Below are 25,792 nucleotides of genomic sequence, written 5' to 3' on the forward strand. Positions count from 1 at the left end.
TAACAATGGGCATGGATTTCCCCTCCTGTGGGTATTGATGAAGGCTCAGACCTCATCATGGCACTTTGATGCCGAACCGCGGCTTCCGCCGCAGCCTCGGGACGGGGAAGTCCCTTACATTCGAATAGGGACCGTAATAGACGCAGCCACACAGCGCAAATACGCCCGCCACGCCAGTGCATAGACCAACGATTCCACAACGCATGATCGCTCCCCCTCTCCGGGCGCAGCGCAGCCGTCTCGACACGGCATGGTTTTATTCTAGTCGTCGAATCTTGCATCAGGTACGCGCCTTGCGGAGTGCAGATATTCCGTGGAAATCAGGAGTTTCGACATGGACCTGCCCGATCCTCTCGACCCGAACGCCCCCTCGACTCCCGCACAGCCGGCCGCCGGCGCACGCATCGCCGGCGGTGGCGTTGGCGATGGTCCCGGACCCGAGGTTATGGCCGCCGCCACGCTCGACGGCAACAAGGTAATGTCTTCCGATGGCCAGGACCTCGGCAAGATTTCCGACATCATGCTGGACGTGCGCAGCGGCCGCATCGCGTATGCGGTGCTGACGGAGGGCGCGATTCTCGGCATCGGCGGCACCTTGCACGCAATTCCGTGGCGCGCGCTGACGCTCGACACGAACCGCAAGTGCTTCCGCCTGGACGCCACGGCCGAGCAGGTGAAAAGCTCGCCGGGCTTCGACAAGGACCACTGGCCGGCGATGGCCGATCGCGCATGGGGCGCGTCGGTGCACCAGTTCTATCATCGCGAACCGTACTGGGAAGCCACGCGCGGTGTCGTCGAAAGCGATCCCGCCGTACGTATCGATCCGACCACCGGGATCTGAAGGCCCTCGTTCCGGCGCTCCAGCACCGCTATCTCAAGCGCGCCCGCCGTCTTGCGACGAGCACACGAGGCGTGGCGCGCGGCAAAGGAGAAACGTCGATGATCCGACGCGCACTAATCAATCGAAAGAACATATCCTTCGTCGCGTGGGTGGCAATCGGCACGGGTTCGGTATTTCTCAGCCTTGCGCTTCCGCTGCCCGCGCTGGGCGCATTCGTGGTCGGCGCTTGTTGCGCGTATGCGGGGCGTACCGGGCGGCGGCAGGGCGCGAACCCGGTCGTCGGTTTGCTGGAGCGCAAGCAACCAGAGGTCGTCGACGACGTGAATCAGCAAGCACCGGCAACGAATTCGACGCACGAGGCGAGCGAGACGGAAGACGAAGCGGCGACGCGTTGAAGTGCCGCATTCGCACGCTCGCCGCCGGGCGGCCACTCACACACATCAAAACCGATAAACACGCTCGGCGTTGTCATGAAACAGCGCACGCTGCCCTCGCGCTGAAAAGTCCTTCGTAATCGCCTTGAACGCGTTGAAGACCGCGTCGTAACTGCTGAACAGCTTGTCGACCGGGAAGTCGCTCGCGAAGATGCAACGCTCGACGCCGAACGCCTCGATCGCGTGCAGCACGTACGGGCGAATGCTGTCGACAGCGCTTTCGCACCCAACGACGCCGGCGCGAAATTGGGGCGAAGGCGCACGAATCAAACAGGCAAAAAACGGCGAAGGAAAAACGGATAATGCATGGCAGTCTGTCTCTTGCGCAGTGGTGCACTGCGCCATATCGGTATCGGTGCGGCTTACGGACAGAATGGCAGTGCGCATCACTCGCGACCAAGGCGGCTCCATCCAACTGCAACTGCAACTGAAAGAAATTTGACTATGCGCATCCCGCCGCTGAAGGCGATCATCGCGTTCGAAAGCGTTGCCCGCACGAAAAGCGTGAACCGCGCGGCCGACGAACTTGGCCTGACCGCGTCGGCGGTGAGCCATCAACTGAGCAACCTCGAATCGATCATCGGGCAGGCGCTGTTCCAGCGCTCTGGCCGCGGCCTCGTGCTGACGCCGACCGGCGAGCGTTATCTGGCCGACGTGACGGGTTCGCTCGCGGACCTGAGCCGCGCGACCGAACGCGCGTCGAGCCGTACCGACGTCGAGATCCTGCGCGTGCATTCGAGCCCGAGCTTCGGCCTGATGTGGCTGCTGCCGCGGCTGTCGTCGTTCCAGGAAGCGAACGACGACATCCAGCTGAACGTCGCCTGCTCATACGAAAACGTGTCGTTCTCGAATGGCTTCTACGACATCGACGTGCGCCACGGCTACGGCAACTGGACCAATGTCGAAGTCAAAACGGTGCGCGGCGAGTTCATCGCGCCGCTCGCGTCGCCGAAGTACCTCGCGCAACATCCGGTGAAGACGCCGGAAGACCTGCTGTCGCATCGGCTGATTTATTCGGAGTCGCCGCTCGTGCAGTGGAAACAGTGGTTCGGCAGGACCGGTGTCTCCGCCGCGCACAAGACCTTCGACTTCTCGTTCGACCGCTCGTACATGTCGCTCGAAACCGCGGCGCTCGGGCTCGGCATCGCGCTCGAAAGCATGATGCTCGCATCGGTGAAGATACGCGAAGGCCTGCTCGTGCCCGTGTTCGACGCCAGCTTCGCGGTCGAAGTCGGTGCCCATCATCTCGTCTATCCGACGCAGAACGCGGACCTGCCGCGCGTCGAGCGCTTCCTTGCGTGGATCGAGCGCGAAGCGGCCGCCGACTTGCGGGGCTGAATCCGGGCTTTCGTTTGCGTCCGTCTGCACGCCTGGCATAGCGCCGGGCGTGCGCTCCCTCCGTCATCTGAATTTTTCTCAGCTATTGCTGAACGTTTCCGCGTTGATCCGGGCGCCTCGCGAGCCGACACTCTGGGCACCAGTCAACACACAGGAGACAAACCATGTTGCTCGAGAACCGGACCATCATCGTGACGGGTGCGGCGTCGCCGCGAGGCATCGGCAAGGCCACGGCCCGCGCGCTGGCCGCGCAAGGCGCACGCGTCGTGATCCTCGATCTGCGCCGCGAAGATGCGCAAAGCGCGGCCGCCGATCTCGGTGCGAAGCATCTCGGCCTGGCATGCGACGTAACCGACAAGGACGCCTGCATCGCGGCCGCGCGCGAGACGCTGCAGCGCTTCGGGCGCATCGACGGTCTCGTCAACAACGCGGGGATCACGCAGCCGGTGCGCACGCTCGAGATCGGCGGCAAGGACTTCGACGCGATCGTCGACGTCAATCTGCGCGGCACGCTGTACATGTCGCAAGCGGTGCTTCCGGCGATGAAGGAGCAAAACGGCGGCAGCATCGTCTGCATGTCCTCGGTCTCGGCGCAGCGCGGCGGCGGCATCTTCGGCGGGCCGCACTACAGCGCCGCGAAAGCGGGCGTGCTCGGTCTCGCCAAGGCGATGGCGCGTGAATTCGGCGCGAACCAGATCCGCGTGAACTCCATCACGCCGGGCCTCATCCATACGGATATCACCGGCGACAAACTGACGCCCGCGATGCGCGAGGACATCATCAAAGGCATTCCGCTCGGCCGGCTCGGTGACGCCGCGGACGTCGCGAACGCGTGCCTTTTTCTGCTGAGCGACCTGTCGAGCTACCTGACGGGGATCACGCTCGACGTCAACGGCGGCATGCTGATTCACTGAAACACCGCGCGCCGCCAGACGGCGCAAGCAACGCACCCGGAACACTATCCGGGGCACGTGGCCGCGGGCACGCGCAGCAGCGCCTGCCGTGGCGCACACAGGAGACATCGATGAAAGCGAAATACACCGCGACCGTTGCAGGCGACGTGATACCGCGAAACGACGAACTCACGTTCGAAGCGCGGACCTATGCGAAAGTCGCCCGGCGGCTGATTCCATTCCTGATGCTGTGCTATCTCGGCGCGTATCTGGATCGCGTGAACGTCGGCTTCGCGAAGCTGCAGATGCTCAACGATCTGCAATTCAGCGAAACGGTGTATGGGATGGGCGCCGGCATCTTCTTTCTCGGCTACTTCCTGTTCGAGGTGCCGAGCAACGTCATCCTTCATCGCGTCGGCGCCCGCCGCTGGCTTGCGCGAATCATGCTGACGTGGGCCGTCATCTCCGCGAGCTTCGTGTTCGTCAGAACACCTACCGCGTTCTATGTGCTGCGGTTTCTGCTCGGCGTAGCCGAGGCCGGCTTTGCGCCCGGCGTGATCCTTTACCTGACCTACTGGTTCCCGGCGGAGCGCCGCGCCAAAGCGTTGTCGCTGTTCTTCATGGCGATTCCGCTCGCGGGCATCATCGGTGGACCGCTGTCCGGCGCGATCATGCATTCGCTGCACGGCGCGTTGTCGATGTCGGGCTGGAAATGGCTGTTCCTGCTCGAAGCGCTGCCATCGCTCGTGCTCGGCATCGCGATTCTGCTGTATCTCGACGACGGCATCGCCAAAGCGAAGTGGTTGAACGACGCGGAGAAAACGCTGCTCACACGCAACGTCGCGAACGATGCGCAACACACGGTCACCCACGTGTCGATTCGCGACTTCATCGGCGACCGGCGCTTGTGGCTGATGGCGGCGATCTACTTCTGCGTGGTGCTGGGCCAGTACGGCCTGACCTTCTGGCTGCCCACGATCATCCGCAAGGCCGGCGTCGCCGATCCGTTGTGGGTCGGCCTGTTCACCGCGATTCCGTATCTGTGCGCGATCGTCGCGTTGCCGCTGATCGGCATGAGCGCGGACCGTCGCCGCGAGCGTCGCTTTCACCTGGCGATTCCGATGCTGGTCGCCGCCGCTGGCTTCGCGACCTTGCCGCTGCTTGGCAGCGTCGGCGCGTCGATCGTGTGCCTGAGCGTTGCGTCGGCAGGCATTCTCGCTTCGTCGTCGCAGTTCTGGTCGCTGCCGACCGCGCTGCTCGGCGGCATGTCCGCGGCGGCCGGTATCGCCGCGGTGAACTGCTTCGCAAATCTGGCGGGCTTCTTCTCTCCGGCGATCGTCGGCTGGCTCAACGATCTCACCGGCAAGTCCACCGCCGGGCTGATCTTCATTTCCGCCGCGGTGACGCTGGGCGCCTTGCTGGTCTTTCTGGTGCCCGCGCGATCCGTGAACCGATGAACCTCTCTCTCGACCTGCTACAGGAGTTACCGATGGACACTGACACCATCACCGAGTCGGTCACGCTCGCCGAGCGTGCGTACCGCATCCGCCGCAACGCGTTGCTGATGGGCGAAGTACAGGGCCAAGGCTATGTCGGCCAGGCGCTCGACATCGCCGACGTGCTGGCCGTCGCCTACTTCGGCGCGATGCGTTACCGCGCCGAAGACCCCGAGTGGGAAGGCCGCGACCGCTTCCTGCTGTCGAATGGCCACTACGCGATTGCTCTGTACGCGGCGCTGTTCGAAGCCGGCATCCTGCCCGCCGATGAACTCGAAACCTACGGCAGCGACGACAGCCGCCTGCCGATGTCCGGCATGGCGAGCTACACGCCGGGCATGGAGATGTCGGGCGGGTCGCTCGGCCAGGGGCTGACGATCGCCGTCGGCCGCTGCCTCGGTTTGAAGCGCAAAGCGTCTGACTCCTTCGTCTACACGCTGTTCTCCGACGGCGAACTCGACGAAGGCGCGGTCTGGGAAGGCCTGATGTCGGCCGCGCACTGGAAGCTCGACAACCTGATCGCGATCGTCGACGTGAACAACCAGCAGGCCGATGGTCCGTCGACGCAGATCATGGCGTTCGAGCCGCTCGTCGACAAGCTCGAAGCGTTCGGCTGGTACACGCAGCGCGTGGACGGCAACGACATCGACGCGGTGAAGCGCGCCTTCGATAACGCGCGGCATCACGGCAAACCGCAACCGCGCATCATCGTCTGCGATACGCAGATGGGCTGCGGCGTGCCGTTCCTCGAAGCACGCGAGAAGAATCACTTCATCCGCGTCGATGCACACGAATGGCAACTCGCGCTCGAAGCGCTCGAAGCCGGGAGACAAGCATGAGTACCGTTGCAAATAAACCGCGCCTGAAGACCTCGGCGATGATCGCGTCGATTGCGGCCGAAGGACAGGTCACGCGTTCCGCGCCGTTCGGTCATGCGCTGGTCGAACTGGCTCGCACGAAGGCGAACGTGATCGGCATGACGGCCGACCTCGGCAAGTACACCGACCTGCATATCTTCGCGAAGGAATTTCCGGACCGCTACTACCAGATGGGCATGGCCGAGCAACTGCTGATGGGCGCGGCCGCCGGCTTCGCGCACGAAGGCGCGCAGCCGTTCGTCACGACCTACGCGGTGTTCGGAACGCGCCGCGCGTACGACTTCATTCATCAAACGATCGCCGAAGACAACCTCGACGTGAAGATCGTCTGTGCGTTGCCGGGCCTGACGACCGGCTACGGTCCGAGTCACCAGGCGGCCGAAGATCTCGCGCTGATGCGCGCGATGCCGAACATGACGGTGATCGATCCCTGCGACGCGCTCGATATCGAGCAGATGGTGCCGGCCATTGCCGCACACAAAGGGCCGGTCTATGCGCGCCTGTTGCGCGGCAACGTGCCCGCGGTGCTCGACGAATACGGCTATCGCTTCGAACTGGGCAAGGCGAAGCTGCTGCGCGACGGCAATGACGTGCTGCTGATCTCGTCGGGGATCATGACGATGCGCTCGCTCGAAGTCGCGAAGGCACTGGAGGCAGACAACGTCGGCGTGGCGGTGCTGCACGTGCCGACCATCAAGCCGCTCGACACCGCGACGATCCTGCGCGAAGCGAAGCGCACGGGCCGCATGGTGATCGTCGCTGAGAACCATACGGTGATCGGCGGGCTCGGCGAAGCCGTAGCGCGCACGCTGCTCAGCGCTGGCGTTACGCCGCCGTTCCGGCAAATCGCGTTGCCCGACGAGTTCCTCGCTGCCGGTGCGCTGCCGACGCTGCACGATCGCTATGGCATCTCGACTAACGCGATGGCTACGTCGATCAAAACGTGGCTCGGTTGACGACGCACATTGTCATGCCACCGCGCGGGCCTCGTCGGCTTTACACCCCGATGGTCCGCGTCGTCTTCAGCGCGATCCATGTCATGCCTTCACGCAGTCCTTCGAGTACCGCTTCTCTTTCCACGGCGAACACCTGCGATTGCTGAAAGGTGCGTTCGAAGTCACCTTCGGGCGACACATGCTTGACATGGATCGTCGCCTGAAATCCGCCTTCTTGCGCCTCCTCCGTATGGACACTCACGGACCAGGTTCCTTGCTGCGCGTTTGCTGATATGGTCATTGGATGCTCCTCGGTTTGTCGCGTGCGGCTGCCACCGTCAGCGTAAGGCCGTGCAACGCCAGTCTCGTTGATCCAGGTCAAGTGTCGACGCGAACCGTGAGTCACGCTCGACGCCGATCGCTCGCCCGATGCCTTCAGCTTCGCTTCAGATTCGCGCGAGCGCGTGAAAACCCTGCCGGGAAAACGCGCAACGACCCGTGCATGCGACATGCTACCGGCGCAGCGATGCACCGCGCGCGCATCGATTTCGCGCCCATCGCCCCGAGGTTTCGCGGTAAGCTTTTGCGACGTACCCGCGCCACGAGTTCGTGCCGGCGCGGCAACGCTGCCCTCATGATCGACGAACGCCGGGGTTCATCATGTGGTACGCCTTTATCGATGCACAACAACGCCTCGCTCGCGCGATGGTCGGGGGAGTTCTAACCGATTCGGGGTCGATGCAGAGCGCGCAAACGGGCTGGCTCAGCCCGAATCATGCGACCGACGCGTTCAGCCACTGGCTGCTGCGGTCCACCTGCGCTTTCGGGCGAACACCGCCATTCGCGATCCACTCGGTTGCCGTCGACGGTAGCCGCGTGAGCGTCGACGAAAGCGTCGTCGCCTCGTTGCCGCTCGGCGCGCTGCTCAGGTTCAAGCGCAACCTGCCCGCACCACTTACCCACACAGAACCACCCGTGCTGTTGTGCGCGCCACTCGCCGGACATCACTCGGTGATGCTGCGCGAGACCGTAGAGACACTGCTGGAACAACGTGACGTCTTCGTGACCGATTGGGCCGATGCGCGCGACGTACCGCTCGAGGCGGGCCCGCTATCGCTCGACGACTACGTGCAGGCGCTCGATAGCTTCATCGCCACCGCCCGCGCGTTCGGGTCGCCGGTTCATGTGCTCGCGATCTGTCAGGCGAGCGTGCCCGTGCTCGGCGCCGCGGCGCTGCTCGCCATGGACGAGGCCGCGCCAATTGCGAGCATCTCGCTGCTGGGTGGCCCGATCGATACGCGTTTGAACCCGACCGTCACCGACCGCTTCGCGAGTTCGCATACCCTCGAGTGGTTCCACGATCATGCGATCGATATCGTTCCACCGCCCTATCGCGGCGCGGGACGTCTCGTGTATCCGGGATTCATCCAGCAGGCCGCGATTTTTGCCGCGCATCCGGAGCGGCAGTTGCGGCTCGAAGCGGACTACTGGTCCCGATGGCTCGCCGGCGACATGCCCGGTGCGCAGCGGGCGCTGCGCTCGGCAAACGAGTATGCGGCGGTCCTCGATATGACGGAGTGCTACTTCCTCGACATGCTTCGCGTAGTGTTTCACGAACATCTGTTGCCGCGCGATCTGTGGTCGGTCGCCGGGCGCCGGGTGCGAATCGCCGCGCTGCGCGATACCCCGCTGTGCACGATCGAGGGCGACAGCGACGAGATCACCGGCGCGGGGCAAACCCATTGCGCGCATGCGCTGTGCGATACATCGCCGATGCGGACCGCGCGGCAGCTCACCATCGAGCAGTGCAATCACTACGATCTGTTCATCGGCCCGCGTTGGCGCGACGCGGTTTATCCCGGCCTCTGCGAATTCTGGCGCGATGTCGAACACGCCGCGTCGGAGGTTTGCCAGCCGCGCCGCGTGGCCAGAAGTTCGGCAAACCGCAGATCGGCTTGAGGTAGCCGCGAAAACGCCGGCAGTCCGCGCGTCGCGTCACGACGCAAGCTCGCTCAGTTCCCGCGCTCCGTGCCGATTGCGGCTTCGAGGGCCAGTTCCGCCACATCGAACGCGCGGCGGATCGCCGCTTTCGCGTCGTCGTCAGCGCAGTGCGCGATGGGCCTGAGTTCGCGCGCGGGCGTGACGAGATCGAGCCGCACGTCATACAGCGGACGCGACGACCCCGGACGCAACGCCTCGATGGCGAGATGGCAGTGCGACACGAGCGCGCCAAACCGCGCGAGACGCACCAGCTGCGCACCTGCTTCGGCTTCGAGCGGAGCGGCACCCGCGAAGCCAAGGTAGACGATCTGCATGTCAATGCCCATCTTCGCCTCCCGTTGCGATCATTGATCGGACCTGGTTCCGATACACGCAGGTCCAGGCGCTCGTTATGGGCTTATCTTGTTCTTACCCCAGAGGCGGTCATTGACGTGGGTCAAGCGCGGTGAAGGCGCTCGCCCTCAATGCATATGCATGCCCCCATTGATCGCAATATCGGCACCGGTGATAAAAGCCGCGTCGTCGGAGCACAGAAACGCGATCAGCGCGGCCACCTCGTCCGGACGTCCGAGCCGGCCGACCGGAATCTGCGGCAGGATCTTCGTATCGAGAATCTCGCGCGGCACCGCTTCGACCATCGCGGTCGCGAGGTAACCGGGCGACACCGTGTTCACCGTGACGCCGTGCTTCGCGGTTTCGAGCGCAAGCGCCTTCGTAAATCCGTGCACGCCCGCTTTGGCCGACGAATAATTGGTTTGCCCGTAGGCGCCGCGCGAGCCGTTGACCGACCCCACGTTGACGATACGGCCGTGGCACCGCTCGAGCATGCCGGGCAACAGCGGCTTGGTCATGTTGAACAGGCCATCGAGATCGGTGCGCAGCACGGCGTCCCAGTGCTCCTTGCTCATCTTCGCGAAGCTCGTGTCCTGCGTGATGCCGGCGTTGTTGATCAGCACGTCGACCCTGCCCAGGTCGGTCAGCACGCGTTGCGCGCAGCGCGCGCAGGAATCGAAGTCGGCGATGTCGGCTTCGTATGCGTGAAAGTCGCGCCCCGTGTCGCGCTCGTGCTCAAGCCATGTCGGCACGTGATCGTTGTGCGTCGAGTGCGTCACCGCGACGGTCATACCCGCGTCATGAAGCGCCCGGCTGACCGCCGCGCCCAAACCGCCCATCCCGCCTGTCACCAATGCCACGCGATCCGTTCCCATCTGAACTCCTCCTTGCCGTGTCTGCCACTGACGGTGCGCGCGCCGGCTTTGCCGGCCCGCGCGGCTAAACGACGCCCGCGAACGGCAGCGCGTTCTGCGAGCCCCACCACCACGCGCTCAGGCCGCCCGCGAGCGGCGCGACGCCCGGCGCGATGCCGCACGCCGCCAGCCACCACGCATACCAGGCAGAGCAAGCGCGGTTGGCCTCGTCGAACCAGTCGGCCTCGTGCTGCACGGCGAAGGCGATCGACTCGCTCCAGTCGGCGATGCTCCACTGCGCGTACTCGCGCGCCGCGCGCTGCACGGTCTGATACGCCGACGCGTAATCGAACCAGCCTTCGGGCTGTACGAACGCCGTCGAGGTCCGGGGTAAAGCGCAGCGCCCGAGCGGCGCGTCGAATCCGGAAGCCATCATCGCTGCCCTCCAGAGCACAGCATAGGATTGCCAGGCGCGGTTGCAAACCGTCGATCGCGTCTGCCGCCGTATCGAGCGCGCGACGGCCCGCGCTTGATCTGCGTCAATCGCCCCGGCCGCCGGGCTCATAGACTCCATTTGACAGCGGGCGCAAGCCCGCTTGCGCCCGTTTCCCACGTTCTGTCACGGAGCTTTGGCGATGAGCTACAAAAGCATTCTCGTTCACCTCGATACGAGCGTTCGTGCACATCCGCGCCTCGAGATCGCATTGCAGCTCGCGCACCGCTTTCATGCGACGCTGACCGGCCTGTATTCGACGTACGTGCCGCCGCGGCACGCGTTCTTCGTGATGGCCGGCACCGCCGACTACTACGCGGAGCACGAGCGCCTGCGTCGCGAGCGTGCCAGCGCGCTGGAGCGGCTGTTCCGCGCGGAACTCGCGCGCGCGAACGTCGACGGCCACTGGATCGCCGCGAACGGCTACGCGAACGACGTCGTGCCGCCCTATGCGCGGGTCGCCGATCTCGTCGTGCTCGGCCAGACCGACCCGGCCGACCCCGAGGCGTTCGTCGCCGAACAGTTCGTCGAGCACATCGTGCTGTCGGCCGGGCGCCCGGTGTTGCTGGTGCCGTCGAGCGGCACCTTCGCGGCGCCGGGCCGCCACGCGCTGATCGCGTGGGACGGCAGCCGCGAAGCGACCCGCGCGATCCACGACGCGCTGCCGTTCCTCGCGCATGCGGCAAAAGTGACGCTGCTGACGGTGCATTCGTCCGCCGATCGTCCGCCGCAGGGCATGGCTGCGGGCGACGACATCGCCCTCACCGTCGCGCGTCACGGCGTGAAGATCGACGTGCGCGAGCTGAGCGTCGCGGACCGCACGCCGGTCGGCGACGCGCTGCTGTCGCAGGCGGCCGACCTCGGCTGCGACCTGATCGTGATGGGCGCCTACGCACATTCGCGCCTGCACGAAGTCGTGCTGGGCGGCGCGACTCGCACGATGCTCGAGTCGATGACCGTGCCGGTGCTGTTGTCGCACTGAAGTGCGCGCTTAAGGAGCCGCCATGTTTCACCGCCTACTCGTCGCGCTCGACGGCAGCGCCACCGCCTCGCGTGCGTTCGACGCCGCGCTGACCCTCGCCGCCGAATCGGGCGCCGAGCTGATGCCGCTGTACGTGATCGACGTACCCATCATCGCTTACGACGCGCCCGGCTTCGACCCTTCCACGATCGAGGACGCGTTCATCGAGGAAGGCAAGCGGATCACGGCCGACGCCCAGAGCCGGATGAGCGCGCGCGGGGTCACGGGCACGGCCCGCACCGTCGAAGCCTCGATCACCGGCGAAGACGTCGCGCATCGGATCGTCGAAACGGCGCGCGAATGGCACGCCGACGCGATCGTGATGGGCACGCATGGCCGCCGCGGGTTTCAACGGCTGATGCTCGGCAGCGTCGCCGAGCGCGTGCTGCGCCGCGCCTGTTGCCCGGTGCTAATGATTCCCGCCCAGGCGAGCAGCGCGACGCGCGGTTAGTCAGCCCCGCGAGCGCCGACAGCGGACTCACCTGAGCGGACTCACCTGAGCCGCTAGAAACTGGCTGCTGCGCGGCGCGGCGCTTCAGGGCCGCGGGTGGCCTTGTTCGTCATGCCGCACGATCAGCACCGGTATGTCGGTCGCCCGTACCAGCGACTCCGCGACGCTGCCGAGCAGAAAGCGCTGCACGCCATGGCGGCCATGCGTGCCCATCACGATCAGATCGGCCTGGATTTCGTCGGCGACGCGCGCGAGTACCGCCGACACGTTTTCAGCGTAAGCGTCGATCACCCGCACGCCGCCCGGCACCTGCGCCTCGCGCAACAGCTCGCGCGGCCCATCGAGCGCGCGGCTGGCGAAATCTTGCGCCGCGCTCGCCGGCTCCGGCTCGAAAGCCACGTCGGCATTGTTCGACCACTTGCCGTGCCCCACCACGCAGCAGGCTTCGAGCGTGGCGCCCGTCAGCTTCGCGAGCTTCAGCGCCTCGGCGAAGGCGCGCTGCGCGCTGGGACTGTCGTCGAGTGCAACCAGAATTCGTGCATACATGTCGGACTCCCTGTGAAAGCGCTGGCATGACCCGAAGTGGCGCCGTCGCGCGTTTGCACCGACAGTGTGAAGCGCGCGCCGCCACGCGGCTTGACGCAGGTCAACGGGCCGCCGCTCGGCGTCGCCGCCGCTGGACGGCATCGCCAGCAAGCCACTAGGAATATTCCTACAACCACTGCCTGAACTCCTAGCACCGCTTAAAGCGCCGCCGATATATTTCCAAGGTTAGGTCGCCAATACTGGTCGGTATGGACAGCCCCCCGTCAGCCACCTTATCGAGAGTTTTTCTCGTCGACGATGCGACCGAGGTCCGGCGCCGGCTTGCTTGCCTGATCGCGCTGATTCCCGGCATCGAAATCGCCGGCGAGTCCGCGGGCGTCGAGCACGCGTTCGACGACATCGTCGCGAGTCGCGCCGATGTCGCGGTGCTGGACCCGTGTTTCTCGGGCAAGACCGACCTGCTGCTGCTCGCTGCGCTGTCGCGGGCGCGGCCGTCCATCGTCAGCATCGTGCTGACCAATCATGACGCGACGGCGTTTCGCCGCGCGTGCGAAGCGGCGGGCGCCGACTTCTTCTTCGACAAGACCTCGGAGTTCGAGCTCGCCTGCCGCGCCATCGAAGCGATTGCCTATGCGCGCCGTGCGCATCGGGTCTGACCGCCAGGAGCCGATCATGCAAGTTGCCGCAGTCCGTGAACCCCGCCACGACGCGCCTCGCACCTCGCACGTCGTACCGATCCACGTCGCGCCCAGCACCGCGGCGGCACGCCACGCCGTCACGCGCTGCTCCACCTGCGCGATGCGCGCGATCTGCATGCCGCCCGAGCTGACGCCGGACGAACTGAGCCGGCTCGACGCGTTGATCTGCTCGACGCGCTCGATCAAACGCGGCGACGCGCTGTATCGCGCGGGCGACGAGTTTCAAAGCATCTACGCGATACGCGCCGGCTCATTCAAAACCGTGGTCATGCATCGCGACGGCCGCGAGCATGTGACCGGCTTCCAGATTGCGGGCGACTCGCTTGGCCTCGACGGCATCGGCGAGGGCAAGCAGAATTGCGATGCGATCGCGCTCGAAGATAGCGTCGTGTGCATCATTCCGTTCGCGCAGCTAGAGGCGATCTGTCGCGAGATCAAACCGATGCAGCATCACATCTATCAGATGATGAGCGGCGAGATCGTGCGCGAATCGAGCCAGATGATGCTGCTCGGGACGATGACCGCCGAGCAGCGCGTCGCGACGTTCCTGCTGAATCTGTCGAAGCGCTTCAAGGCGCGCGGCTTTTCGGCCGCGGAGTTTCATCTGCGCATGACGCGCGAGGAAATCGGCTGCTTTCTGGGCATGAAGCTCGAAACGGTGAGCCGGATGTTCTCGAAGTTCCAGCGCGAACGCCTCGTCAAGGCGAACGGCAAAACGATCCGCATCGAAGACCCGGAACGACTGGCTCGGGTTTGAGCGTCGGCGCGGCGCTCGCCTCACGTTCGTTCGCGGGACATGCCGGGTGGAACCGGCGCTCCTGAACTGATATAACTCAGTGCGTTGCGGTACGCGACCTTGCGTGGCCGCCCGGAGGAGCGATGGGTCTATCGAGCGGCGAGTCTTCCTGCTTCACCAGTGTTGCGTCCGGGTCGGACGTGTCCGTCGAGGATCGCTATTTCATGTTGGTCGAAGCGGTACAGGACTACGCGATCTTCATGCTCGACCCCGCCGGCCGCGTAACCAGCTGGAATCCCGGCGCACAGCGCATCAAGGGCTACACGCCCGAAGAAATCGTCGGCCAGCATTTCTCGAAGTTCTATACCCCGGAAGACATCGCGGCCGGCAAGCCCGCTCGCGAACTGGAAACCGCCGCAACCGTCGGCCGCGCCGAGGACGAAGGGTGGCGTGTGCGTCGCGACGGTTCGCGTTTCTGGGCCAACGTGGTCGTTTCCGCCGTGCACGATGCGTCGGGCGCGCTGCTCGGCTTTGCCAAGGTCACCCGCGATCTGACCGAGCGTATGCGTCTCGCGGAACTCGAACGCGCGAGTCAGGTATCCACGCACACGCAGATCGCCCGTGAAAACGAGCAGAAACGTATTGCACGCGAACTGCACGACGATCTCGGCCAACGGCTGACGGCGCTGAAAATGAGCGTCGCGCTGCTCGAAGCGAAGCTGAATCAGCAAGCCGACACCGAGCCGCTTGCGGCGCAAACGCATGAGCTGCAAAAGCAGATCGACTGGATGGCCGCTTCGCTGCGGCGCATCGCCGCCGATCTGCGCCCTCCGCTGCTCGACGACCTCGGACTCGCCGCCGCGCTCGACTGGTTGGCCGAAGACTTCACGAAACGCTACAACGTGCGCTCGAGCGTGCATCTCGAACCGGCCGAGCCGGTATGCGGCGAATTCGCGGCAACGGCGCTGTTTCGCATCGTTCAGGAGGCGTTGACGAACGTCGCGCGGCACGCCAAGGCGAGGCGCGTACGCATCGACATGATCTGCGCGGGCCCGACCGTATCGCTCGATATCGACGATGACGGCGTGGGTGTCGCGCTGGATCAGTCGCAGGGAACAACTTCATTCGGGCTGCTTGGCATCCGCGAACGGGTGCGGCAGTTGCGCGGCAACGTGTCGTTCACCAGCTCGCCCGGCCACGGTTTCAGGATCTCGATCCAGCTACCAGCCGACGCGCTCGTGTAGTGCTCACACGCCGCCGCGCGCCGCTACCGGGGATTACTCCTCGGGCGCTTCCTCGCCGATCTGCTCGCGCATCAGCAACACCGGACAGGTCGAGAAACGCAGCACCCGCTCCGCCACGCTGCCGATCACGAGGCGCCGCACGCCGCGCCGCCCATGCGTGCCGAGCACGAGCAGATCAGCGTGGACCTGCTCGCCGTGGCGCAACACGATCGTGGCGACGTCGTCGGACAGGCTCTCCGACTCGATCATCGCGGGCCGGCAACGCACATCGGCGGCGGCGCAGGCCTGCTCGGCCTCCTCGAGCACCGAGTGGCCGTCCTGGCGCAATGCTTCGACTAGCGCGAGCGGGTCGTAATAGCCGGCATAGGAAAAGATCGGCGTCTTGTCGACTACATAAACCGGATGCACGACGGCCTTCGTCAACGCGGCGAGATTCACCGCTTCTTTCAGCGCGCGTTTCGAGAAAGTGCTGCCGTCTAGCGCGACGAGGATATGTTGGTACATGCCGATTCTCCACTGAGGTTGGATTTGTCAACGCGCGTGGCGCGCCCCTGCTACAGATAAAAAGGCCCGCCCGCACTGCCCGGATGCGGCTCCCGCCACTGGCCACGCAGCACCGCATCCGCCCGCAACGACGGCGCATCGCGCGGACACACGAGCACGGGACAAGCCGCGTCACGCAGCGTGCGCGACGTCACGTGTCCCGGCAATGGATGCGGCATGCCGCGCATGCCGTGCGAACCCATCACGATCAGGTCCGCGTGCCAGCGTTGCGCTTCGTCGAGAATCGCGGTCGACGCATCGCCGGAATCGTCGTTGAACTCGAGCAACGCGGTTTCCGCCGCGCGCCGGCTCTGTTCGAGCATCGCCGCACCGCGCCGCAATACATCGATTCGCTGCTGCAACACGACTTCGAACGGCAGCCATTCGCACCACGCAAAGCGGTCGTCGGCCGCGTAGACGACCTTGATGCACGAGTCGGGCGGCGCGACCGCGAGCGCGGTGCGCAGCGCGTCGAGCGCGGTGTCGCTGCCATCGATCGCGACCAGCACGCGGCTCACCACCGCGGCATCGCTCGCGTCGGTCGACCTCGCCGGCATATACAGCACCGGACGTCCGATCGACGCGACCAATTCCTCCGGATCGATACGGCCACCCCAGCGATGTTCGCGCGAATGCGCGGCCACCGCGACCAGATCCGCATCCCATTGCGCCGCCGTATGAGCGAGCGCTTCGGCCGCGCCCTGATGCAGCGCGGTCAGATCGACGATTTCGGCGTCGGTCGCCGCGACGACGCCGTGCAACGCGATCACCGCGTCGCGCAGCGCAGCCTGCGCACCGTGCAGCATCGCGCGATGCGTCTCGCACCAGTCCGGATAGCTGAGCATCAGCGTCGGATAAAGCGCGGCCGGATTGCAAACGATATTGACGAGACGAAAGCGCGCGTCCGCGGCGACGAACTGCTGGGCGATGCGCGTGGCGAGCGCCAGTCCGGCGCCGCCCGCGGACGCGATCATCACGCGGTGAAAGGAGTTGCGCTCGGCGGCAGTGTTCATCGGCTTTCCTCGGATCGTCGCGCCTCGGCCCGTGACGGGGCCCCAACGGTGCGCGCTTACATAATGAACGCCGGCGCGGCGGGCGGCTTGATCTGTATCAAGCGACCATGGCCCGTCAGCAAATCATCAGCGGATCGCGAGCACGGCCGCGCCGGTCAGCTTGCCGTGGCGCAGATCGTCGAGCGCGCGGTTCGCGTCGCGCAACGGGTAGGTGGTCGTCTCGATCGCTAGCCGGGTCTCCGCGGCGCTGCGCATGAACGCAAGCCCATCGTCGCGGGTCAGATTGGCGACCGATACGACGCGCCGCTCGCCCCACAGAAACGCGTACGGGAACGACGGGATGTCGCTCATATGAATGCCGCCGCACACCACCACGCCGCCCTTCGCGACCGCCTGCAGCGCCAGCGGCACCAGTGCGCCGACCGGCGCGAACAGCAGCGCGGCGTCGAGTTCGCTGGGCGGCGCCTCGTCGCTGCCGCCCGCCCATGCCGCGCCAAGGCGCAGCGCGAGTTGCTGGGCCGCGTGATCGCCGGGACGCGTGAACGCATAGACGGTGCGCTGCTGGTGACGCGCGACCTGCGCGACGAGATGCGCGGCCGCGCCGAAACCGTAGATGCCGATCCGTTCGGCGTCGCCCGCCATGCTCAACGTGCGGTAGCCGATCAGACCCGCGCACAGCAGCGGCGCGGCCTCGATATCGCCGTAGTGCGGCGGCAGATGAAAGCAATAGCGGCTATCGGCGACCGTGCGCTCGGCATAGCCGCCGTCGATCGTGTAGCCGGTGAAGCCAGCGTCTTCGCAGAGATTTTCGCGGGCGGACAGGCAGTAGCGGCAGTGCCCGCAGGTGCGCCCGACCCACGGCACGCCGACCCGCTCGCCCACCTTGAAACCGCTGACGCCCGCGCCCAATTCGGCCACCACGCCGACGATTTCGTGGCCTGGAATCACCGGCCGTTTCGGATGCTCGAGTTCGCGATCGACCAGATGCAGGTCCGTGCGGCACACGCCGCAGGCATGAACGTCGATCAGGATCTCGCCGGCGCCGGGCCGCGGATCCGGCACTTCCCGCTCGGTCAGCGTCGCCGAACTGCCGTCGAACACCATCGCTCGCATCGGGTTTCTCCTTCTGACGCTTCGGCGGCGGCCCGCTGACGTCATGCAGACCGCGAGGTGCGCGCCGTTTTCATCAGATCAGCATAGGCGCGCCATTGTGTCGCGCGATCGGCCGCTGCCCTGAACCATTTGATCGAGGTCAATAAGGGCCGTTTCGCCGTCCGTACACTGATCTTATTCCTGATAGGCGCAGGACGCGCACACGCTCGGGCAACGGGTACCTGGCCAATACGAACCAGTCATTTATATTGTGGAGACTTATCATGCGTTTGACCGTTCATCTTGACACGTTCGATCGTGTCAACCCGATGGCCTTCGCCATTCTCTGGCTCGACAAGGACACGCGGCAATGGTCGCGCGAAGGTCATTTCGCGCTCGACTTGCCCGAATGGGGCGCGTTGCATGTGGATTGCGGCAATACGCTGGTGTGCGCGCCGCATGGCACGGCGCCGGTCTGCGTGCTCGAGGGGCTCGATCTCAACCAGCTCGACGGGCCGTTCGAAGGCGAGATCGGCCGCGTGCAGTGGTGCGCGGACGGCGGCAGCAGCCTGATCAGCGGTCACTGGCGCGTGCAATGCATCGACGTCGAACAGACGGAACCGGAAAACAGCGTCTTCGCAACCGACGAAAACGCGTGAATGGGCGCGTCGTAACCGCCGAGGAGGCGATCGCCACGACTGCCGTCGCTGATCTCGAGCGCGTGCGGCCAGCGCACGCTTTGTGCTTCGTCCGCACGCCGTGGGCCTGTTTCACGCGACTGCCGCTCGATCAGCAATGGGGCGACGGCACCACCGCCGTACCACTCTGGACGTGACGAAAAGAGGCCTGGAGCTGCGTCAGGTTGTGAACATCGAGTTTCGCGTAGATTTTTCGCACGTGGTCGATCACAGTGCTTTCGCGAATACCCATCAGTTGCGCAATATCCCCATGCGAGCGTCGGAGCAACAGGTAAATGCAGAGTTGCCGCTGCCGTTCGCTCAAGCCAAGCTGAAATCCCCGCGTCTCGATTTCGAACGCGAGCGGAGGGAAATGCTCGGTGTAGATAGCGATACATGCGTGGTCCGCGTTCACTGCTGCGTGGTCGAAGCGATACGCTCTGAACGTAAATCGACCGGCGGCGTTGAACCGTTCGAGGACAGGTGGCGCTGCGGCGCAGCCTCGCCAGATTCCGTTGAAATTGGCGAGTAGCGGCGCTAGCCAACCCGGGAGCCGTGTGTGTTGCGCGTGGCTGACCGACTCTCCGCCTGCGAGCGCAAGCATCCGCATGCCGTCGTCGTTCTGCAACATGATCTTGCCCGTGTCGTCGGCCACGATAACCGACGAGCGGCCATCTTCCGTGTGATCGGGATGCCGGCCCTTGGGCGACGTGAGCGCATGCGCGATATGTGCCGACAAAGGTCGAATGTCGGCGAGGTCCCGTTCGGAAAACGGCCGGCCGCCGGGCATTCTCTTGAGCGTCACGCTGCCCCACCCGCGCTTCCCATCGAAGGCCGTCAGTTCCAGGCTGTGCCGGATGTGCATAGGGCGGTAGAGCTCGTTATACATCGTGCTGTTGAGCAATACCCCGTCGTGGCGTGCCGAGTTTTCGTATCCTCGTCCGCGCCGCATCGCAGTCGAAAAGCTAACCCCCATCGCGTCAACCTGCATTTCCGTATTGTGCACTTCGGACATGTAGAGCGGCATCATTGCGTAGATGGCCTCGTTCTGGCTGTACATGTCGCTAAGCGCATACTGCGCGTCCGCGTAGAAGAACATGCCCCAGTCCGCGCCGACCAGCGTACGAAGCGTTTCGACGACGTGCGGAATGACGATGTGCGGATCAGATCCAAGCTCTGTTCCTGACGGAGGCCGATCGTGCGCCGAACGTCGATGCGGACGTACTCGTTGAAACGTTCCAGCTCACGCGCCGCGAGGCGCAACTTGCAGTGTTGCTTGCCAACGGCTACTGCGTCGAAGAGGCGGCGACGAAGCTCGCAATCGCCTTAGGCACAGCGCGGGGATACCTGAAACAGATATTGGGCAAGACCTGCACACATAGACAGGCCGAGCTCGTCGCGCTGATCCTGCGCAGCAGCCTGCAAGCTTTCGAATCTGCCGATGGCCGCTAGAGTCGCGGCGGCAAGGCCGTCTCCGCCAGACCGGCAAGCGGGCGTTTTTCGCGCACGCGCTGACTCAGCATGCCGAGCACGAGTAGTGCTATCGGATAGAGGATCTTGTAGTTCGAATCCGCCATCAGGAAACCACAGGACAGAAATGCGAGCGGTGTCAGAAGCCATCGCTGTGCTCCGCGTTCGATCTTCCAGCAAGCGAAGATACATACCAGGTAGAGCACCAGAAAATTCTGGTTAGCAACGATCAATAGATCCGAGATCTGGATATGAAATGCCGTCACCCCTGCCAGTACGGCCGCAAAGCTTGCCGCCACCAACAGTACTGCGTTGCGAGGCGTTCCTTGCGCGTCCAGGTGCGCAAACACTCCGGGCAGCAGGCGGTTCCTGCTGGCGGCATAGAAAAGACGACTGGCAGCGAAGACCCACGCATTGGCTGTCGCCTGAATAATCACGACTGTCACCAGCGCGAATGCAGACTGCCAGCGCAAGGGAACGAGATGGGCAATCCCTTCCGCCGCGTTCACCGACGACTGGTTACTTGACGCACCGTTTACGGTGCCTGCCAGCAGGGAATACAACACCACTACGACGAGAAAGCTAGCCAGATAAACGAGCTTGATCGTTCGCTGCGGCTGCTGGAACTCCTCGAGACCGAACGAGACGTTCTCCCAGCCTACAAATGCCCAGAAAAGCAGAGCACTCACTCTCCAGACTTGCGATGGCTTGACGCCTGTCCAGTCGGGACGCGTCCACAACAGCATACCGGTGCGCAGGTCGGCGTGCCTCGTCACGCAAAGGGCGAGCACGGCAGCGACGATCAATGCGAGCGAGAGCTTATTGACGAGCGCAGCCTTGCGAATGCCGACCAGGTTGAACGTAATGGCGACCAGCAAGATCGAGATGCAGATGGGCACATGAGCACTCTTGCCGAGGCCAAAGGCAACGAGCGCATAGCTTGCCCCGATCATCGATTGGGCCGGCACGGTAAGCGGGAACGTGCCGCATAGAACGGCCGTGACGGCAGATTCGGCACGCCGCCCGAGCGCGGCTTCGGCGTAACGCGAAATGCCCGCGGCGGAAGCGTAGCGCGTGCCAAGGATTGCAAACACCCAAAGCAGCGGAAGGCAGGCGATCGCGCAGGCCAACCATCCGAATGCCGCGATTTGCGGTGAGCCGAGCTGCAGCGCAAGGCCCGGAAGACCAAACACGCCGGAGCCGACGACCATCCCGACAGCCAGCGCCGTGCCGCCGAACAGCGAAATCTGCCGACGCAATTCTGGCACTTCTTTCTCCTTCGCTGTTTCCTGTGCTGTGACTCGATGCAAGTCCAGTTCGATTGCGGTGACTAGCACGGTCGTATTCATGCTAGATGTCGCGCGAAGGCGAAACACCCCATGCGCAGGGGGCATCTGCGAGTCGGCCGCGAGCGAACGGAGCGTCAGTTGGCCGTACCGTCGCCACGCGCGAATCGGCTGGAGGCACAACGGAAGGTTCTCCTGGGCAGCACCCGGCGCGTCAGGCGGTCGTCAATGGCAGCGTCACACGGGCCTCCAGACCGCCAGAGCAGCGATTTTCGAGTTCGAGTTCGCCGTGCATGGCGAGCGTCAGGCGTCGCGCGATGGCGAGCCCGAGGCCGCAGCCGTGCGTCGAAGCCGCCGTTTCGGGCGCGCGGTACCACGGAGCGAACACCGTCTCCAGAAGGGCTGGAGCGATGCCCGGCCCGGAATCGACGACGGCGAGCACGAGGCGCTGCGCGTCCACACTCACACTGAGACGGACATCCACGCCATAGCGCAATGCGTTGTCCACGAGGTTCGCTAGCACGCGGCGCAACGCATGAGGACACGTCATCACGGGACGCCCTACGCGCCCCTCGAGTGCGATGGCGCGTCCGGCGTCGCGATAGTCGGCGATCAGCGCGCCAAGCAGGGCGTCCGCATCGACGGAACGCATGGGCTCCAGTGCACTGCATTGCATGCGCGCGCAGGAGAGACTGCCCTCCATCAATTCGGCCATCTCAGCCAGATCGCGGGCGAGCGCGTCGCGCACCGCACGGTCCTCCACAGGTTCGGAGCGCATGCACATGCGCGTGAGCGGCGTGCGCAGATCGTGCGCATAGGCGGCGAGCACATGGAGCAACTCCGCCTGCCGGCGAGCGCGATAGCGCGTACATACATTGAAAGCGCGAGCGAGACGGGCGATGGCCGGCGGTCCCATCCCTTCGGGTAAGACGTACTCCGTTGCGTCGCCAGGGTTCCGCGCGATCTCCGCCGTCATGCGCTGAACGCACACGCGCAGCTCCACGACTTTCAGAGCCGCAAGGGCCGCCGCGAGAACGGCAGGCAGCATGACTGGCGGACCGACGCGCACAAGCATTTCCCAGCTCGCCTCATGCGTAGCAAATGGAGCGTAAGCGCAGGCGGCCGCGAACAGCACCCACAATGCACGCGACCACGCGGCAAAGGACAGCCACGCGGACGTGCTCATGCATACGCCAAAGGTGTTGGGTGCGTCGATCGAGTGCGCGCTCATATCCGTTCTCCTGTACTGGCCGCTTCGTACCACTGCCGCACGCGCATTGACAGACAGCCAGCACCATGCCTCGCTCGGCATCGTCAGGATAGTGCCCACCAAGGGCGTCCACCAGCATATGAACGTATGGGTTCAACCTACATAGGTTCACGCCAACGTCACCCGTCACGAGCCTATACGGACGTATATGAAACCCATCCTTAAACATCTCCCTACCCAGTCCTCAATGGAATGGTTCTACCGCTTCGTTCTGGTTAATCTTCTCGCAGCGGTATTTAAAACGCATCTGCACGCGCTTATCACAGGTCATGGAAAAGCCCGATCACATCCTGGTTGTCGACGACGACCGCGGCATACGCGAGCTGGTTGCCGATTATCTCGAACGAAACGGCATGCGCGTTTCGGGCGCGGCCAATGGACGGGAAATGCACGAGATTATCGGCAAGCAGGCACCCGACCTGATTCTGCTCGATCTGATTCTGCCCGGAGAAGACGGCCTCGCGCTTTATCGCACGTTGCGTGAGAACCGCCATCGTGCGGTGCCCGTTCTGATGCTGACGGCGAACAGCGACGTCACCGACCGCATCATCGGGCTCGAAATGGGCGCGGACGACTATATGTCAAAGCCGTTCCAGGCCCGCGAGCTTCTCGCACGGATAAGGGCGGTATTGCGCCGCACGCGCATGCTGCCGCCGGACGTGCAGCCAGTGGACGACACAGCCGTTCTCGGCTTCGGAGAGTGGCGCCTCGACACTACCGCGCGTCATCTGCTCGAATCCAATGGCAACGTCGTGACGCTCAGCGGCGCCGAATACCGACTACTGCGCGTGTTTCTCGACCATGCGCAACGCGTGCTGACGCGCGATCAGTTGCTCAACCTGACGCAGCGCCGCAACGCCGATCCATTCGACCGCTCGATCGATCTGCTGGTAAGCCGGCTCCGGCAAAAATTGAATGACACCGCACGCGCTGCCCGCTACATCAAGACGCTGCGCAACGAGGGCTACATCTTTTCGGCGCCGGTCACGCTTCATCGTGAAACTCGCGAAACCGTTCAGTACGCAGGGGCGCAGGTTAAGAGCGAAGCGCTCCGACAGCAGCGAAGTTTCTTTGGTGTCGCACGATTTTTGTAGCGATGCGTACCGACCGCGCCGGAGGATACAACGGCCTACCTATCACCCGCACGCGGAAACAAGCCCGATACGTGCGAGGCCTCTAATGACTCCACGCAACGGCGATTCACCCGCTCGGCCAACGAAACCTGCTGACATGGAAGCCTCGAATATGAAAGCCATCGTAATGGAGGACCCGGGCGGCCCTGATGCATTGCGGGCGCCATCGACGTCAGGATCGGAGGTGTTTATCCGCTCGAGCAAGCGGCCAAAGCACACGAGGACATGGAGAGCCGCAGCACGACGAGCAAGCTGCTGCTGATTCCCTAGCGCCGCTTCGCATGTGCTTTCAGCTCTCACCAAGCGCACCCTTGAGCGTGGCGAGAAGTACAGAAGCGCTGAAGGGCTTGAACAGACAATCGTACGCGCCCTGCGCTATCAGGTTATTGCGCACGGCCCCATCTTGGCGAGCGGTAATGAAGACGACCGGCACGCCTTTACCGAGTCGTTTCAACTCGCGAAAAGCGCGAGCCCGCCCATACCCGGCATGCTGACATCGAGGAGAAGACAATCGGTTTGATCGACGACTCCAGAAGCAAGAAAGCTTTCTGCCGATGAGAACACGCTCACAGCATATCCAAATACCCGCACCAGTTCGGGAAGCGCCTCCCGCACTGAATCGTCATCATCAACCAACGTTACCCGCATGATTGCCCGCCATTAAAACTCGTTGAGACCGCTACACCGCTGCCAAAGGATGCACGAACGCGATCTGCCGATCTACGATACCTTGGTATCTTTCGAACAATAAATTCCGGCAAGAAGAGTGCAAGCGCGCCGCACACGGCGTCAAAGCGCGCGCGGGCAGGACGGTGCGGCCGTGATCAGACTCCAGGCAGGGCATCCGTAGATTTAGGCAATTCAGGTTTCGCCGAGACGGATACCTATACCAAAGAACAGTCCCGTACGCAGTTAGATTGACGACAGACATGCGAAAGCACGATGGTTTGAGTTGACCGCTGCCGGTAAATTTGGGCCATGAAATCTCATCGAGGCGGCCGTTGCTCGCGCATCACTGACTCGTTTGGTTCTTCCCGGCAAGGAGTAGTGCGCAATGCTCGTTCAGGTCGCTCCGCTGACACGGTTCGACCGTGTGCTGCTTTCACTTCTTGCATTTTTCTGTTTGAGCGAAACATCGTTGGCAATGGTCTTCTCTGATTCACAGGAAGACATCGCCGCGGTATTGCTTGCAAAGGCGACATGGATGGCGCTAATCGCGGGACCGTTTATGCAGCGTCGATATGCCGCCCGTTTACTCTCATATCTATGCGTCGTCAGCGCTATCGCAGTCGGGCTGTCTCTGCCGGATATGGCCAGCAAGGCGCCCTTCTTTTTTTCGATTCTGACGATTGACGTGCTGCTCAAATTTTCGATGTTCGTTCGGGTGGCGGTCTTCTCATCGCATCCCATCGACCCTTAGGATCGGCCGGGTACTTCGACGACAGCGATTTTCGAGGCGGTGCCTAGGGTGGCGCTACAAGTTGCAGGCGAACTGCCGACATCACCAATAGCGTCGCATCGAAGAAAGTGTATCCTTGCGCAACAATTTTCGTTGCAGCGGCGATGCATAAAAAAACAACTGTCTTGTGGGACGATGGCGAGCGTGTCTTGTGGAGAGGACCGTCCTCGGTGGTGGCCGGTCAGAGTGAGCTGTTCGTGCGGCTTGCCGCTGACCAGCCGATGCCCGCCAGCCTCGATCGGCTTGCCCACGAGTTCGGGCTGAAGGACGAGCTTGACAGTGCGTGGGCGGTACGGCCGCTAAGGCTGGTGCGCGAAGGCGGACATGCGTCGCTGGCATTCGAGGACCCAGGCGGCGAGCCGCTCGCGCGTCTGCTCGGCGCACCCATGGAGATTGGCTATTTCCTGGAACTCGCCATTGGCATTGCCGCCGCGCTCGGCAAGCTTCACCAGCGCGGCCTGATCCACAAGGATCTGAAGCCCGCGCATATCCTCGTGCATTGCGCCGACGAACAGGCGCGGCTCACAGGCTTCGGCCTGGCCTCGCGCCTGCCACGCGAGCGCCAGGCGCCCGAGCCACCCGAAACCATCGCCGGAACACTTGCCTACATGGCGCCCGAGCAGACCGGCCGGATGAACCGCTCGATCGATTCGCGCA

Annotated in this window: 32 protein-coding genes and 1 pseudogene; 20 read left to right on the top strand and 13 right to left on the bottom strand. The window is 64.1% G+C overall.

Features of this window, described 5'->3' with window-relative positions; translation table 11 throughout:
• Nucleotides 1-334 precede the first annotated feature (334 nt).
• Together ACLFKU_RS38130 and ACLFKU_RS38135 are read left to right on the top strand one after the other, a co-directional pair.
• Nucleotides 335-841 (top strand): PRC-barrel domain-containing protein, encoded by a 507-nt coding sequence (locus ACLFKU_RS38130; RefSeq protein ID WP_368581246.1) that lies wholly within the window; start codon nucleotides 335-337, stop codon nucleotides 839-841.
• 98 nt (nucleotides 842-939) lie between these two features.
• On the top strand, nucleotides 940-1,236 hold the full coding sequence (locus tag ACLFKU_RS38135) for a hypothetical protein (protein WP_368581245.1): 297 nt from the start codon (nucleotides 940-942) through the stop codon (nucleotides 1,234-1,236).
• 45 nt (nucleotides 1,237-1,281) lie between these two features.
• On the opposite strand, the gene ACLFKU_RS38140 is transcribed toward ACLFKU_RS38135, so the two are convergent.
• Complete coding sequence (locus ACLFKU_RS38140) at nucleotides 1,282-1,467, bottom strand: amidohydrolase family protein (protein ID WP_410852634.1); 186 nt, start codon at nucleotides 1,465-1,467, stop codon at nucleotides 1,282-1,284.
• Nucleotides 1,468-1,477: 10 nt separating this feature from the next.
• On the opposite strand from ACLFKU_RS38140, the gene ACLFKU_RS38145 reads away from it, so the two are divergent.
• From ACLFKU_RS38145 to ACLFKU_RS38170, 6 genes are all read left to right on the top strand, one after another.
• Complete coding sequence (locus ACLFKU_RS38145) at nucleotides 1,478-1,717, top strand: hypothetical protein (RefSeq protein ID WP_410852635.1); 240 nt, start codon at nucleotides 1,478-1,480, stop codon at nucleotides 1,715-1,717.
• A gap of 2 nt (nucleotides 1,718-1,719) precedes the next feature.
• Nucleotides 1,720-2,613, top strand: a complete 894-nt coding sequence (locus ACLFKU_RS38150) for a LysR substrate-binding domain-containing protein (RefSeq protein WP_410852636.1) — start codon at nucleotides 1,720-1,722, stop codon at nucleotides 2,611-2,613.
• Nucleotides 2,614-2,777: 164 nt separating this feature from the next.
• A complete protein-coding gene (locus ACLFKU_RS38155) occupies nucleotides 2,778-3,527 on the top strand; it encodes an SDR family NAD(P)-dependent oxidoreductase (protein WP_410852637.1) in 750 nt (249 codons plus the stop codon).
• A gap of 110 nt (nucleotides 3,528-3,637) precedes the next feature.
• Complete coding sequence (locus ACLFKU_RS38160; protein WP_410852638.1) at nucleotides 3,638-4,963, top strand: MFS transporter; 1,326 nt, start codon at nucleotides 3,638-3,640, stop codon at nucleotides 4,961-4,963.
• A gap of 32 nt (nucleotides 4,964-4,995) precedes the next feature.
• Nucleotides 4,996-5,841, top strand: coding sequence for a transketolase (locus ACLFKU_RS38165; protein ID WP_410852639.1), 846 nt, complete (start codon nucleotides 4,996-4,998; stop codon nucleotides 5,839-5,841).
• Entirely contained in the window at nucleotides 5,838-6,836 is a 999-nt protein-coding gene (locus ACLFKU_RS38170) for a transketolase family protein (RefSeq protein WP_368581241.1), read from the top strand. Before ACLFKU_RS38165 ends, ACLFKU_RS38170 begins: the two co-directional genes overlap by 4 nt.
• A gap of 40 nt (nucleotides 6,837-6,876) precedes the next feature.
• On the opposite strand, the gene ACLFKU_RS38175 is transcribed toward ACLFKU_RS38170, so the two are convergent.
• Nucleotides 6,877-7,116 (bottom strand): hypothetical protein, encoded by a 240-nt coding sequence (locus ACLFKU_RS38175; protein ID WP_368581240.1) that lies wholly within the window; start codon nucleotides 7,114-7,116, stop codon nucleotides 6,877-6,879.
• Nucleotides 7,117-7,475: 359 nt separating this feature from the next.
• Here ACLFKU_RS38175 and phaZ point away from each other — a divergent pair, with 359 nt between their 5' ends.
• Nucleotides 7,476-8,774 carry a polyhydroxyalkanoate depolymerase gene (gene phaZ, locus ACLFKU_RS38180; protein WP_410852640.1) on the top strand — a complete coding sequence of 433 codons (1,299 nt, stop codon included), beginning with the start codon at nucleotides 7,476-7,478 and terminating at the stop codon, nucleotides 8,772-8,774.
• A gap of 53 nt (nucleotides 8,775-8,827) precedes the next feature.
• On the opposite strand, the gene ACLFKU_RS38185 is transcribed toward phaZ, so the two are convergent.
• The 3 genes from ACLFKU_RS38185 to ACLFKU_RS38195 all read right to left on the bottom strand — a co-directional run bounded on the left by ACLFKU_RS38185 (nucleotide 8,828) and on the right by ACLFKU_RS38195 (nucleotide 10,439).
• Complete coding sequence (locus tag ACLFKU_RS38185; protein ID WP_410852641.1) at nucleotides 8,828-9,142, bottom strand: hypothetical protein; 315 nt, start codon at nucleotides 9,140-9,142, stop codon at nucleotides 8,828-8,830.
• Nucleotides 9,143-9,277: 135 nt separating this feature from the next.
• Nucleotides 9,278-10,024, bottom strand: coding sequence for an acetoacetyl-CoA reductase (phbB, locus tag ACLFKU_RS38190; protein WP_410852642.1), 747 nt, complete (start codon nucleotides 10,022-10,024; stop codon nucleotides 9,278-9,280).
• A gap of 64 nt (nucleotides 10,025-10,088) precedes the next feature.
• Nucleotides 10,089-10,439 (bottom strand): polyketide synthase, encoded by a 351-nt coding sequence (locus tag ACLFKU_RS38195; protein WP_410852643.1) that lies wholly within the window; start codon nucleotides 10,437-10,439, stop codon nucleotides 10,089-10,091.
• A 199-nt stretch (nucleotides 10,440-10,638) separates the two neighbouring features.
• Between ACLFKU_RS38195 and ACLFKU_RS38200 the strand changes: the two genes are divergently transcribed.
• Both ACLFKU_RS38200 and ACLFKU_RS38205 read left to right on the top strand, forming a co-directional pair.
• A complete protein-coding gene (locus tag ACLFKU_RS38200; RefSeq protein ID WP_410852644.1) occupies nucleotides 10,639-11,478 on the top strand; it encodes a universal stress protein in 840 nt (279 codons plus the stop codon).
• A 22-nt stretch (nucleotides 11,479-11,500) separates the two neighbouring features.
• Nucleotides 11,501-11,968 carry a universal stress protein gene (locus ACLFKU_RS38205; protein WP_410852645.1) on the top strand — a complete coding sequence of 156 codons (468 nt, stop codon included), beginning with the start codon at nucleotides 11,501-11,503 and terminating at the stop codon, nucleotides 11,966-11,968.
• An 84-nt stretch (nucleotides 11,969-12,052) separates the two neighbouring features.
• Here ACLFKU_RS38205 and ACLFKU_RS38210 read toward each other — a convergent pair whose 3' ends face one another.
• Nucleotides 12,053-12,514 (bottom strand): universal stress protein, encoded by a 462-nt coding sequence (locus tag ACLFKU_RS38210; RefSeq protein ID WP_368581233.1) that lies wholly within the window; start codon nucleotides 12,512-12,514, stop codon nucleotides 12,053-12,055.
• A gap of 248 nt (nucleotides 12,515-12,762) precedes the next feature.
• Between ACLFKU_RS38210 and ACLFKU_RS38215 the strand changes: the two genes are divergently transcribed.
• The 3 genes from ACLFKU_RS38215 (at nucleotide 12,763) to ACLFKU_RS38225 (ending at nucleotide 15,192) form a co-directional block, all read left to right on the top strand.
• Complete coding sequence (locus tag ACLFKU_RS38215) at nucleotides 12,763-13,170, top strand: response regulator (RefSeq protein WP_368581232.1); 408 nt, start codon at nucleotides 12,763-12,765, stop codon at nucleotides 13,168-13,170.
• A gap of 16 nt (nucleotides 13,171-13,186) precedes the next feature.
• The gene (gene fnr / locus ACLFKU_RS38220) at nucleotides 13,187-13,969 is read left to right on the top strand and encodes a fumarate/nitrate reduction transcriptional regulator Fnr (RefSeq protein ID WP_368581231.1); all 783 of its coding nucleotides are present in this window, start codon (nucleotides 13,187-13,189) and stop codon (nucleotides 13,967-13,969) included.
• Nucleotides 13,970-14,091: 122 nt separating this feature from the next.
• Complete coding sequence (locus tag ACLFKU_RS38225; protein ID WP_410852646.1) at nucleotides 14,092-15,192, top strand: PAS domain S-box protein; 1,101 nt, start codon at nucleotides 14,092-14,094, stop codon at nucleotides 15,190-15,192.
• 33 nt (nucleotides 15,193-15,225) lie between these two features.
• On the opposite strand, the gene ACLFKU_RS38230 is transcribed toward ACLFKU_RS38225, so the two are convergent.
• The 3 genes from ACLFKU_RS38230 to ACLFKU_RS38240 all read right to left on the bottom strand — a co-directional run bounded on the left by ACLFKU_RS38230 (nucleotide 15,226) and on the right by ACLFKU_RS38240 (nucleotide 17,861).
• Entirely contained in the window at nucleotides 15,226-15,696 is a 471-nt protein-coding gene (locus ACLFKU_RS38230) for a universal stress protein (RefSeq protein ID WP_368581229.1), read from the bottom strand.
• A 50-nt stretch (nucleotides 15,697-15,746) separates the two neighbouring features.
• Nucleotides 15,747-16,748: a universal stress protein gene (locus ACLFKU_RS38235; RefSeq protein ID WP_410852647.1), complete on the bottom strand. Its 1,002-nt coding sequence runs from the start codon at nucleotides 16,746-16,748 to the stop codon at nucleotides 15,747-15,749.
• 126 nt (nucleotides 16,749-16,874) lie between these two features.
• A complete protein-coding gene (locus tag ACLFKU_RS38240; RefSeq protein ID WP_368581227.1) occupies nucleotides 16,875-17,861 on the bottom strand; it encodes a zinc-dependent alcohol dehydrogenase family protein in 987 nt (328 codons plus the stop codon).
• Nucleotides 17,862-18,124: 263 nt separating this feature from the next.
• Here ACLFKU_RS38240 and ACLFKU_RS38245 point away from each other — a divergent pair, with 263 nt between their 5' ends.
• Nucleotides 18,125-18,499, top strand: a complete 375-nt coding sequence (locus ACLFKU_RS38245) for a DUF3564 domain-containing protein (RefSeq protein ID WP_410852648.1) — start codon at nucleotides 18,125-18,127, stop codon at nucleotides 18,497-18,499.
• A 130-nt stretch (nucleotides 18,500-18,629) separates the two neighbouring features.
• On the opposite strand, the gene ACLFKU_RS38250 is transcribed toward ACLFKU_RS38245, so the two are convergent.
• Complete coding sequence (locus ACLFKU_RS38250) at nucleotides 18,630-19,673, bottom strand: helix-turn-helix transcriptional regulator (RefSeq protein WP_410852654.1); 1,044 nt, start codon at nucleotides 19,671-19,673, stop codon at nucleotides 18,630-18,632.
• Nucleotides 19,674-19,786: 113 nt separating this feature from the next.
• Between ACLFKU_RS38250 and ACLFKU_RS38255 the strand changes: the two genes are divergently transcribed.
• The gene (locus ACLFKU_RS38255) at nucleotides 19,787-19,969 is read left to right on the top strand and encodes a helix-turn-helix transcriptional regulator (RefSeq protein ID WP_410852649.1); all 183 of its coding nucleotides are present in this window, start codon (nucleotides 19,787-19,789) and stop codon (nucleotides 19,967-19,969) included.
• Here the strand turns inward: ACLFKU_RS38255 and ACLFKU_RS38260 are convergent.
• Nucleotides 19,966-21,336: an APC family permease gene (locus tag ACLFKU_RS38260; RefSeq protein ID WP_410852650.1), complete on the bottom strand. Its 1,371-nt coding sequence runs from the start codon at nucleotides 21,334-21,336 to the stop codon at nucleotides 19,966-19,968. The genes ACLFKU_RS38255 and ACLFKU_RS38260 overlap by 4 nt on opposite strands.
• A gap of 151 nt (nucleotides 21,337-21,487) precedes the next feature.
• On the bottom strand, nucleotides 21,488-22,504 hold the full coding sequence (locus ACLFKU_RS38265) for a sensor histidine kinase (protein WP_410852651.1): 1,017 nt from the start codon (nucleotides 22,502-22,504) through the stop codon (nucleotides 21,488-21,490).
• Between the two features lie 308 nt (nucleotides 22,505-22,812).
• Between ACLFKU_RS38265 and ACLFKU_RS38270 the strand changes: the two genes are divergently transcribed.
• Both ACLFKU_RS38270 and ACLFKU_RS38275 read left to right on the top strand, forming a co-directional pair.
• Nucleotides 22,813-23,637 (top strand): response regulator, encoded by an 825-nt coding sequence (locus tag ACLFKU_RS38270; protein ID WP_368581221.1) that lies wholly within the window; start codon nucleotides 22,813-22,815, stop codon nucleotides 23,635-23,637.
• 204 nt (nucleotides 23,638-23,841) lie between these two features.
• Nucleotides 23,842-23,946, top strand: a complete 105-nt coding sequence (locus ACLFKU_RS38275) for a zinc-binding dehydrogenase (protein WP_410852655.1) — start codon at nucleotides 23,842-23,844, stop codon at nucleotides 23,944-23,946.
• Between the two features lie 19 nt (nucleotides 23,947-23,965).
• On the opposite strand, the pseudogene ACLFKU_RS38280 reads toward ACLFKU_RS38275, so the two are convergent.
• Nucleotides 23,966-24,324, bottom strand: a pseudogene (locus ACLFKU_RS38280) (response regulator transcription factor).
• A 406-nt stretch (nucleotides 24,325-24,730) separates the two neighbouring features.
• Here ACLFKU_RS38280 and ACLFKU_RS38285 point away from each other — a divergent pair.
• A complete protein-coding gene (locus ACLFKU_RS38285; RefSeq protein WP_410852652.1) occupies nucleotides 24,731-25,096 on the top strand; it encodes a hypothetical protein in 366 nt (121 codons plus the stop codon).
• A gap of 143 nt (nucleotides 25,097-25,239) precedes the next feature.
• A partial coding sequence (locus tag ACLFKU_RS38290; RefSeq protein ID WP_410852653.1) for a protein kinase domain-containing protein occupies nucleotides 25,240-25,792 on the top strand: 553 nt, incomplete at its 3' end.

Source organism: Paraburkholderia sp. EG304, from assembly GCF_046543485.1.
Lineage (GTDB): Bacteria > Pseudomonadota > Gammaproteobacteria > Burkholderiales > Burkholderiaceae > Paraburkholderia > Paraburkholderia youngii.

What these genes read in the sequence shown, in the direction of transcription:
- ACLFKU_RS38130 (WP_368581246.1), top strand. Translation starts at nt 335, where the DNA reads ATGGACCTGCCCGATCCTCTCGACCCGAACGCCCCCTCGACTCCCGCA.
- ACLFKU_RS38135 (WP_368581245.1), top strand. Translation starts at nt 940, where the DNA reads ATGATCCGACGCGCACTAATCAATCGAAAGAACATATCCTTCGTCGCG.
- ACLFKU_RS38145 (WP_410852635.1), top strand. Translation starts at nt 1,478, where the DNA reads ATGCTGTCGACAGCGCTTTCGCACCCAACGACGCCGGCGCGAAATTGG.
- ACLFKU_RS38150 (WP_410852636.1), top strand. Translation starts at nt 1,720, where the DNA reads ATGCGCATCCCGCCGCTGAAGGCGATCATCGCGTTCGAAAGCGTTGCC.
- ACLFKU_RS38155 (WP_410852637.1), top strand. Translation starts at nt 2,778, where the DNA reads ATGTTGCTCGAGAACCGGACCATCATCGTGACGGGTGCGGCGTCGCCG.
- ACLFKU_RS38160 (WP_410852638.1), top strand. Translation starts at nt 3,638, where the DNA reads ATGAAAGCGAAATACACCGCGACCGTTGCAGGCGACGTGATACCGCGA.
- ACLFKU_RS38165 (WP_410852639.1), top strand. Translation starts at nt 4,996, where the DNA reads ATGGACACTGACACCATCACCGAGTCGGTCACGCTCGCCGAGCGTGCG.
- ACLFKU_RS38170 (WP_368581241.1), top strand. Translation starts at nt 5,838, where the DNA reads ATGAGTACCGTTGCAAATAAACCGCGCCTGAAGACCTCGGCGATGATC.
- ACLFKU_RS38175 (WP_368581240.1), bottom strand. Translation starts at nt 7,116, where the DNA reads ATGACCATATCAGCAAACGCGCAGCAAGGAACCTGGTCCGTGAGTGTC.
- phaZ (WP_410852640.1), top strand. Translation starts at nt 7,476, where the DNA reads ATGTGGTACGCCTTTATCGATGCACAACAACGCCTCGCTCGCGCGATG.
- ACLFKU_RS38185 (WP_410852641.1), bottom strand. Translation starts at nt 9,142, where the DNA reads ATGGGCATTGACATGCAGATCGTCTACCTTGGCTTCGCGGGTGCCGCT.
- phbB (WP_410852642.1), bottom strand. Translation starts at nt 10,024, where the DNA reads ATGGGAACGGATCGCGTGGCATTGGTGACAGGCGGGATGGGCGGTTTG.
- ACLFKU_RS38195 (WP_410852643.1), bottom strand. Translation starts at nt 10,439, where the DNA reads ATGATGGCTTCCGGATTCGACGCGCCGCTCGGGCGCTGCGCTTTACCC.
- ACLFKU_RS38200 (WP_410852644.1), top strand. Translation starts at nt 10,639, where the DNA reads ATGAGCTACAAAAGCATTCTCGTTCACCTCGATACGAGCGTTCGTGCA.
- ACLFKU_RS38205 (WP_410852645.1), top strand. Translation starts at nt 11,501, where the DNA reads ATGTTTCACCGCCTACTCGTCGCGCTCGACGGCAGCGCCACCGCCTCG.
- ACLFKU_RS38210 (WP_368581233.1), bottom strand. Translation starts at nt 12,514, where the DNA reads ATGTATGCACGAATTCTGGTTGCACTCGACGACAGTCCCAGCGCGCAG.
- ACLFKU_RS38215 (WP_368581232.1), top strand. Translation starts at nt 12,763, where the DNA reads ATGGACAGCCCCCCGTCAGCCACCTTATCGAGAGTTTTTCTCGTCGAC.
- fnr (WP_368581231.1), top strand. Translation starts at nt 13,187, where the DNA reads ATGCAAGTTGCCGCAGTCCGTGAACCCCGCCACGACGCGCCTCGCACC.
- ACLFKU_RS38225 (WP_410852646.1), top strand. Translation starts at nt 14,092, where the DNA reads ATGGGTCTATCGAGCGGCGAGTCTTCCTGCTTCACCAGTGTTGCGTCC.
- ACLFKU_RS38230 (WP_368581229.1), bottom strand. Translation starts at nt 15,696, where the DNA reads ATGTACCAACATATCCTCGTCGCGCTAGACGGCAGCACTTTCTCGAAA.
- ACLFKU_RS38235 (WP_410852647.1), bottom strand. Translation starts at nt 16,748, where the DNA reads ATGAACACTGCCGCCGAGCGCAACTCCTTTCACCGCGTGATGATCGCG.
- ACLFKU_RS38240 (WP_368581227.1), bottom strand. Translation starts at nt 17,861, where the DNA reads ATGCGAGCGATGGTGTTCGACGGCAGTTCGGCGACGCTGACCGAGCGG.
- ACLFKU_RS38245 (WP_410852648.1), top strand. Translation starts at nt 18,125, where the DNA reads ATGCGTTTGACCGTTCATCTTGACACGTTCGATCGTGTCAACCCGATG.
- ACLFKU_RS38260 (WP_410852650.1), bottom strand. Translation starts at nt 21,336, where the DNA reads ATGAATACGACCGTGCTAGTCACCGCAATCGAACTGGACTTGCATCGA.
- ACLFKU_RS38265 (WP_410852651.1), bottom strand. Translation starts at nt 22,504, where the DNA reads ATGAGCGCGCACTCGATCGACGCACCCAACACCTTTGGCGTATGCATG.
- ACLFKU_RS38270 (WP_368581221.1), top strand. Translation starts at nt 22,813, where the DNA reads ATGGAAAAGCCCGATCACATCCTGGTTGTCGACGACGACCGCGGCATA.
- ACLFKU_RS38285 (WP_410852652.1), top strand. Translation starts at nt 24,731, where the DNA reads ATGCTCGTTCAGGTCGCTCCGCTGACACGGTTCGACCGTGTGCTGCTT.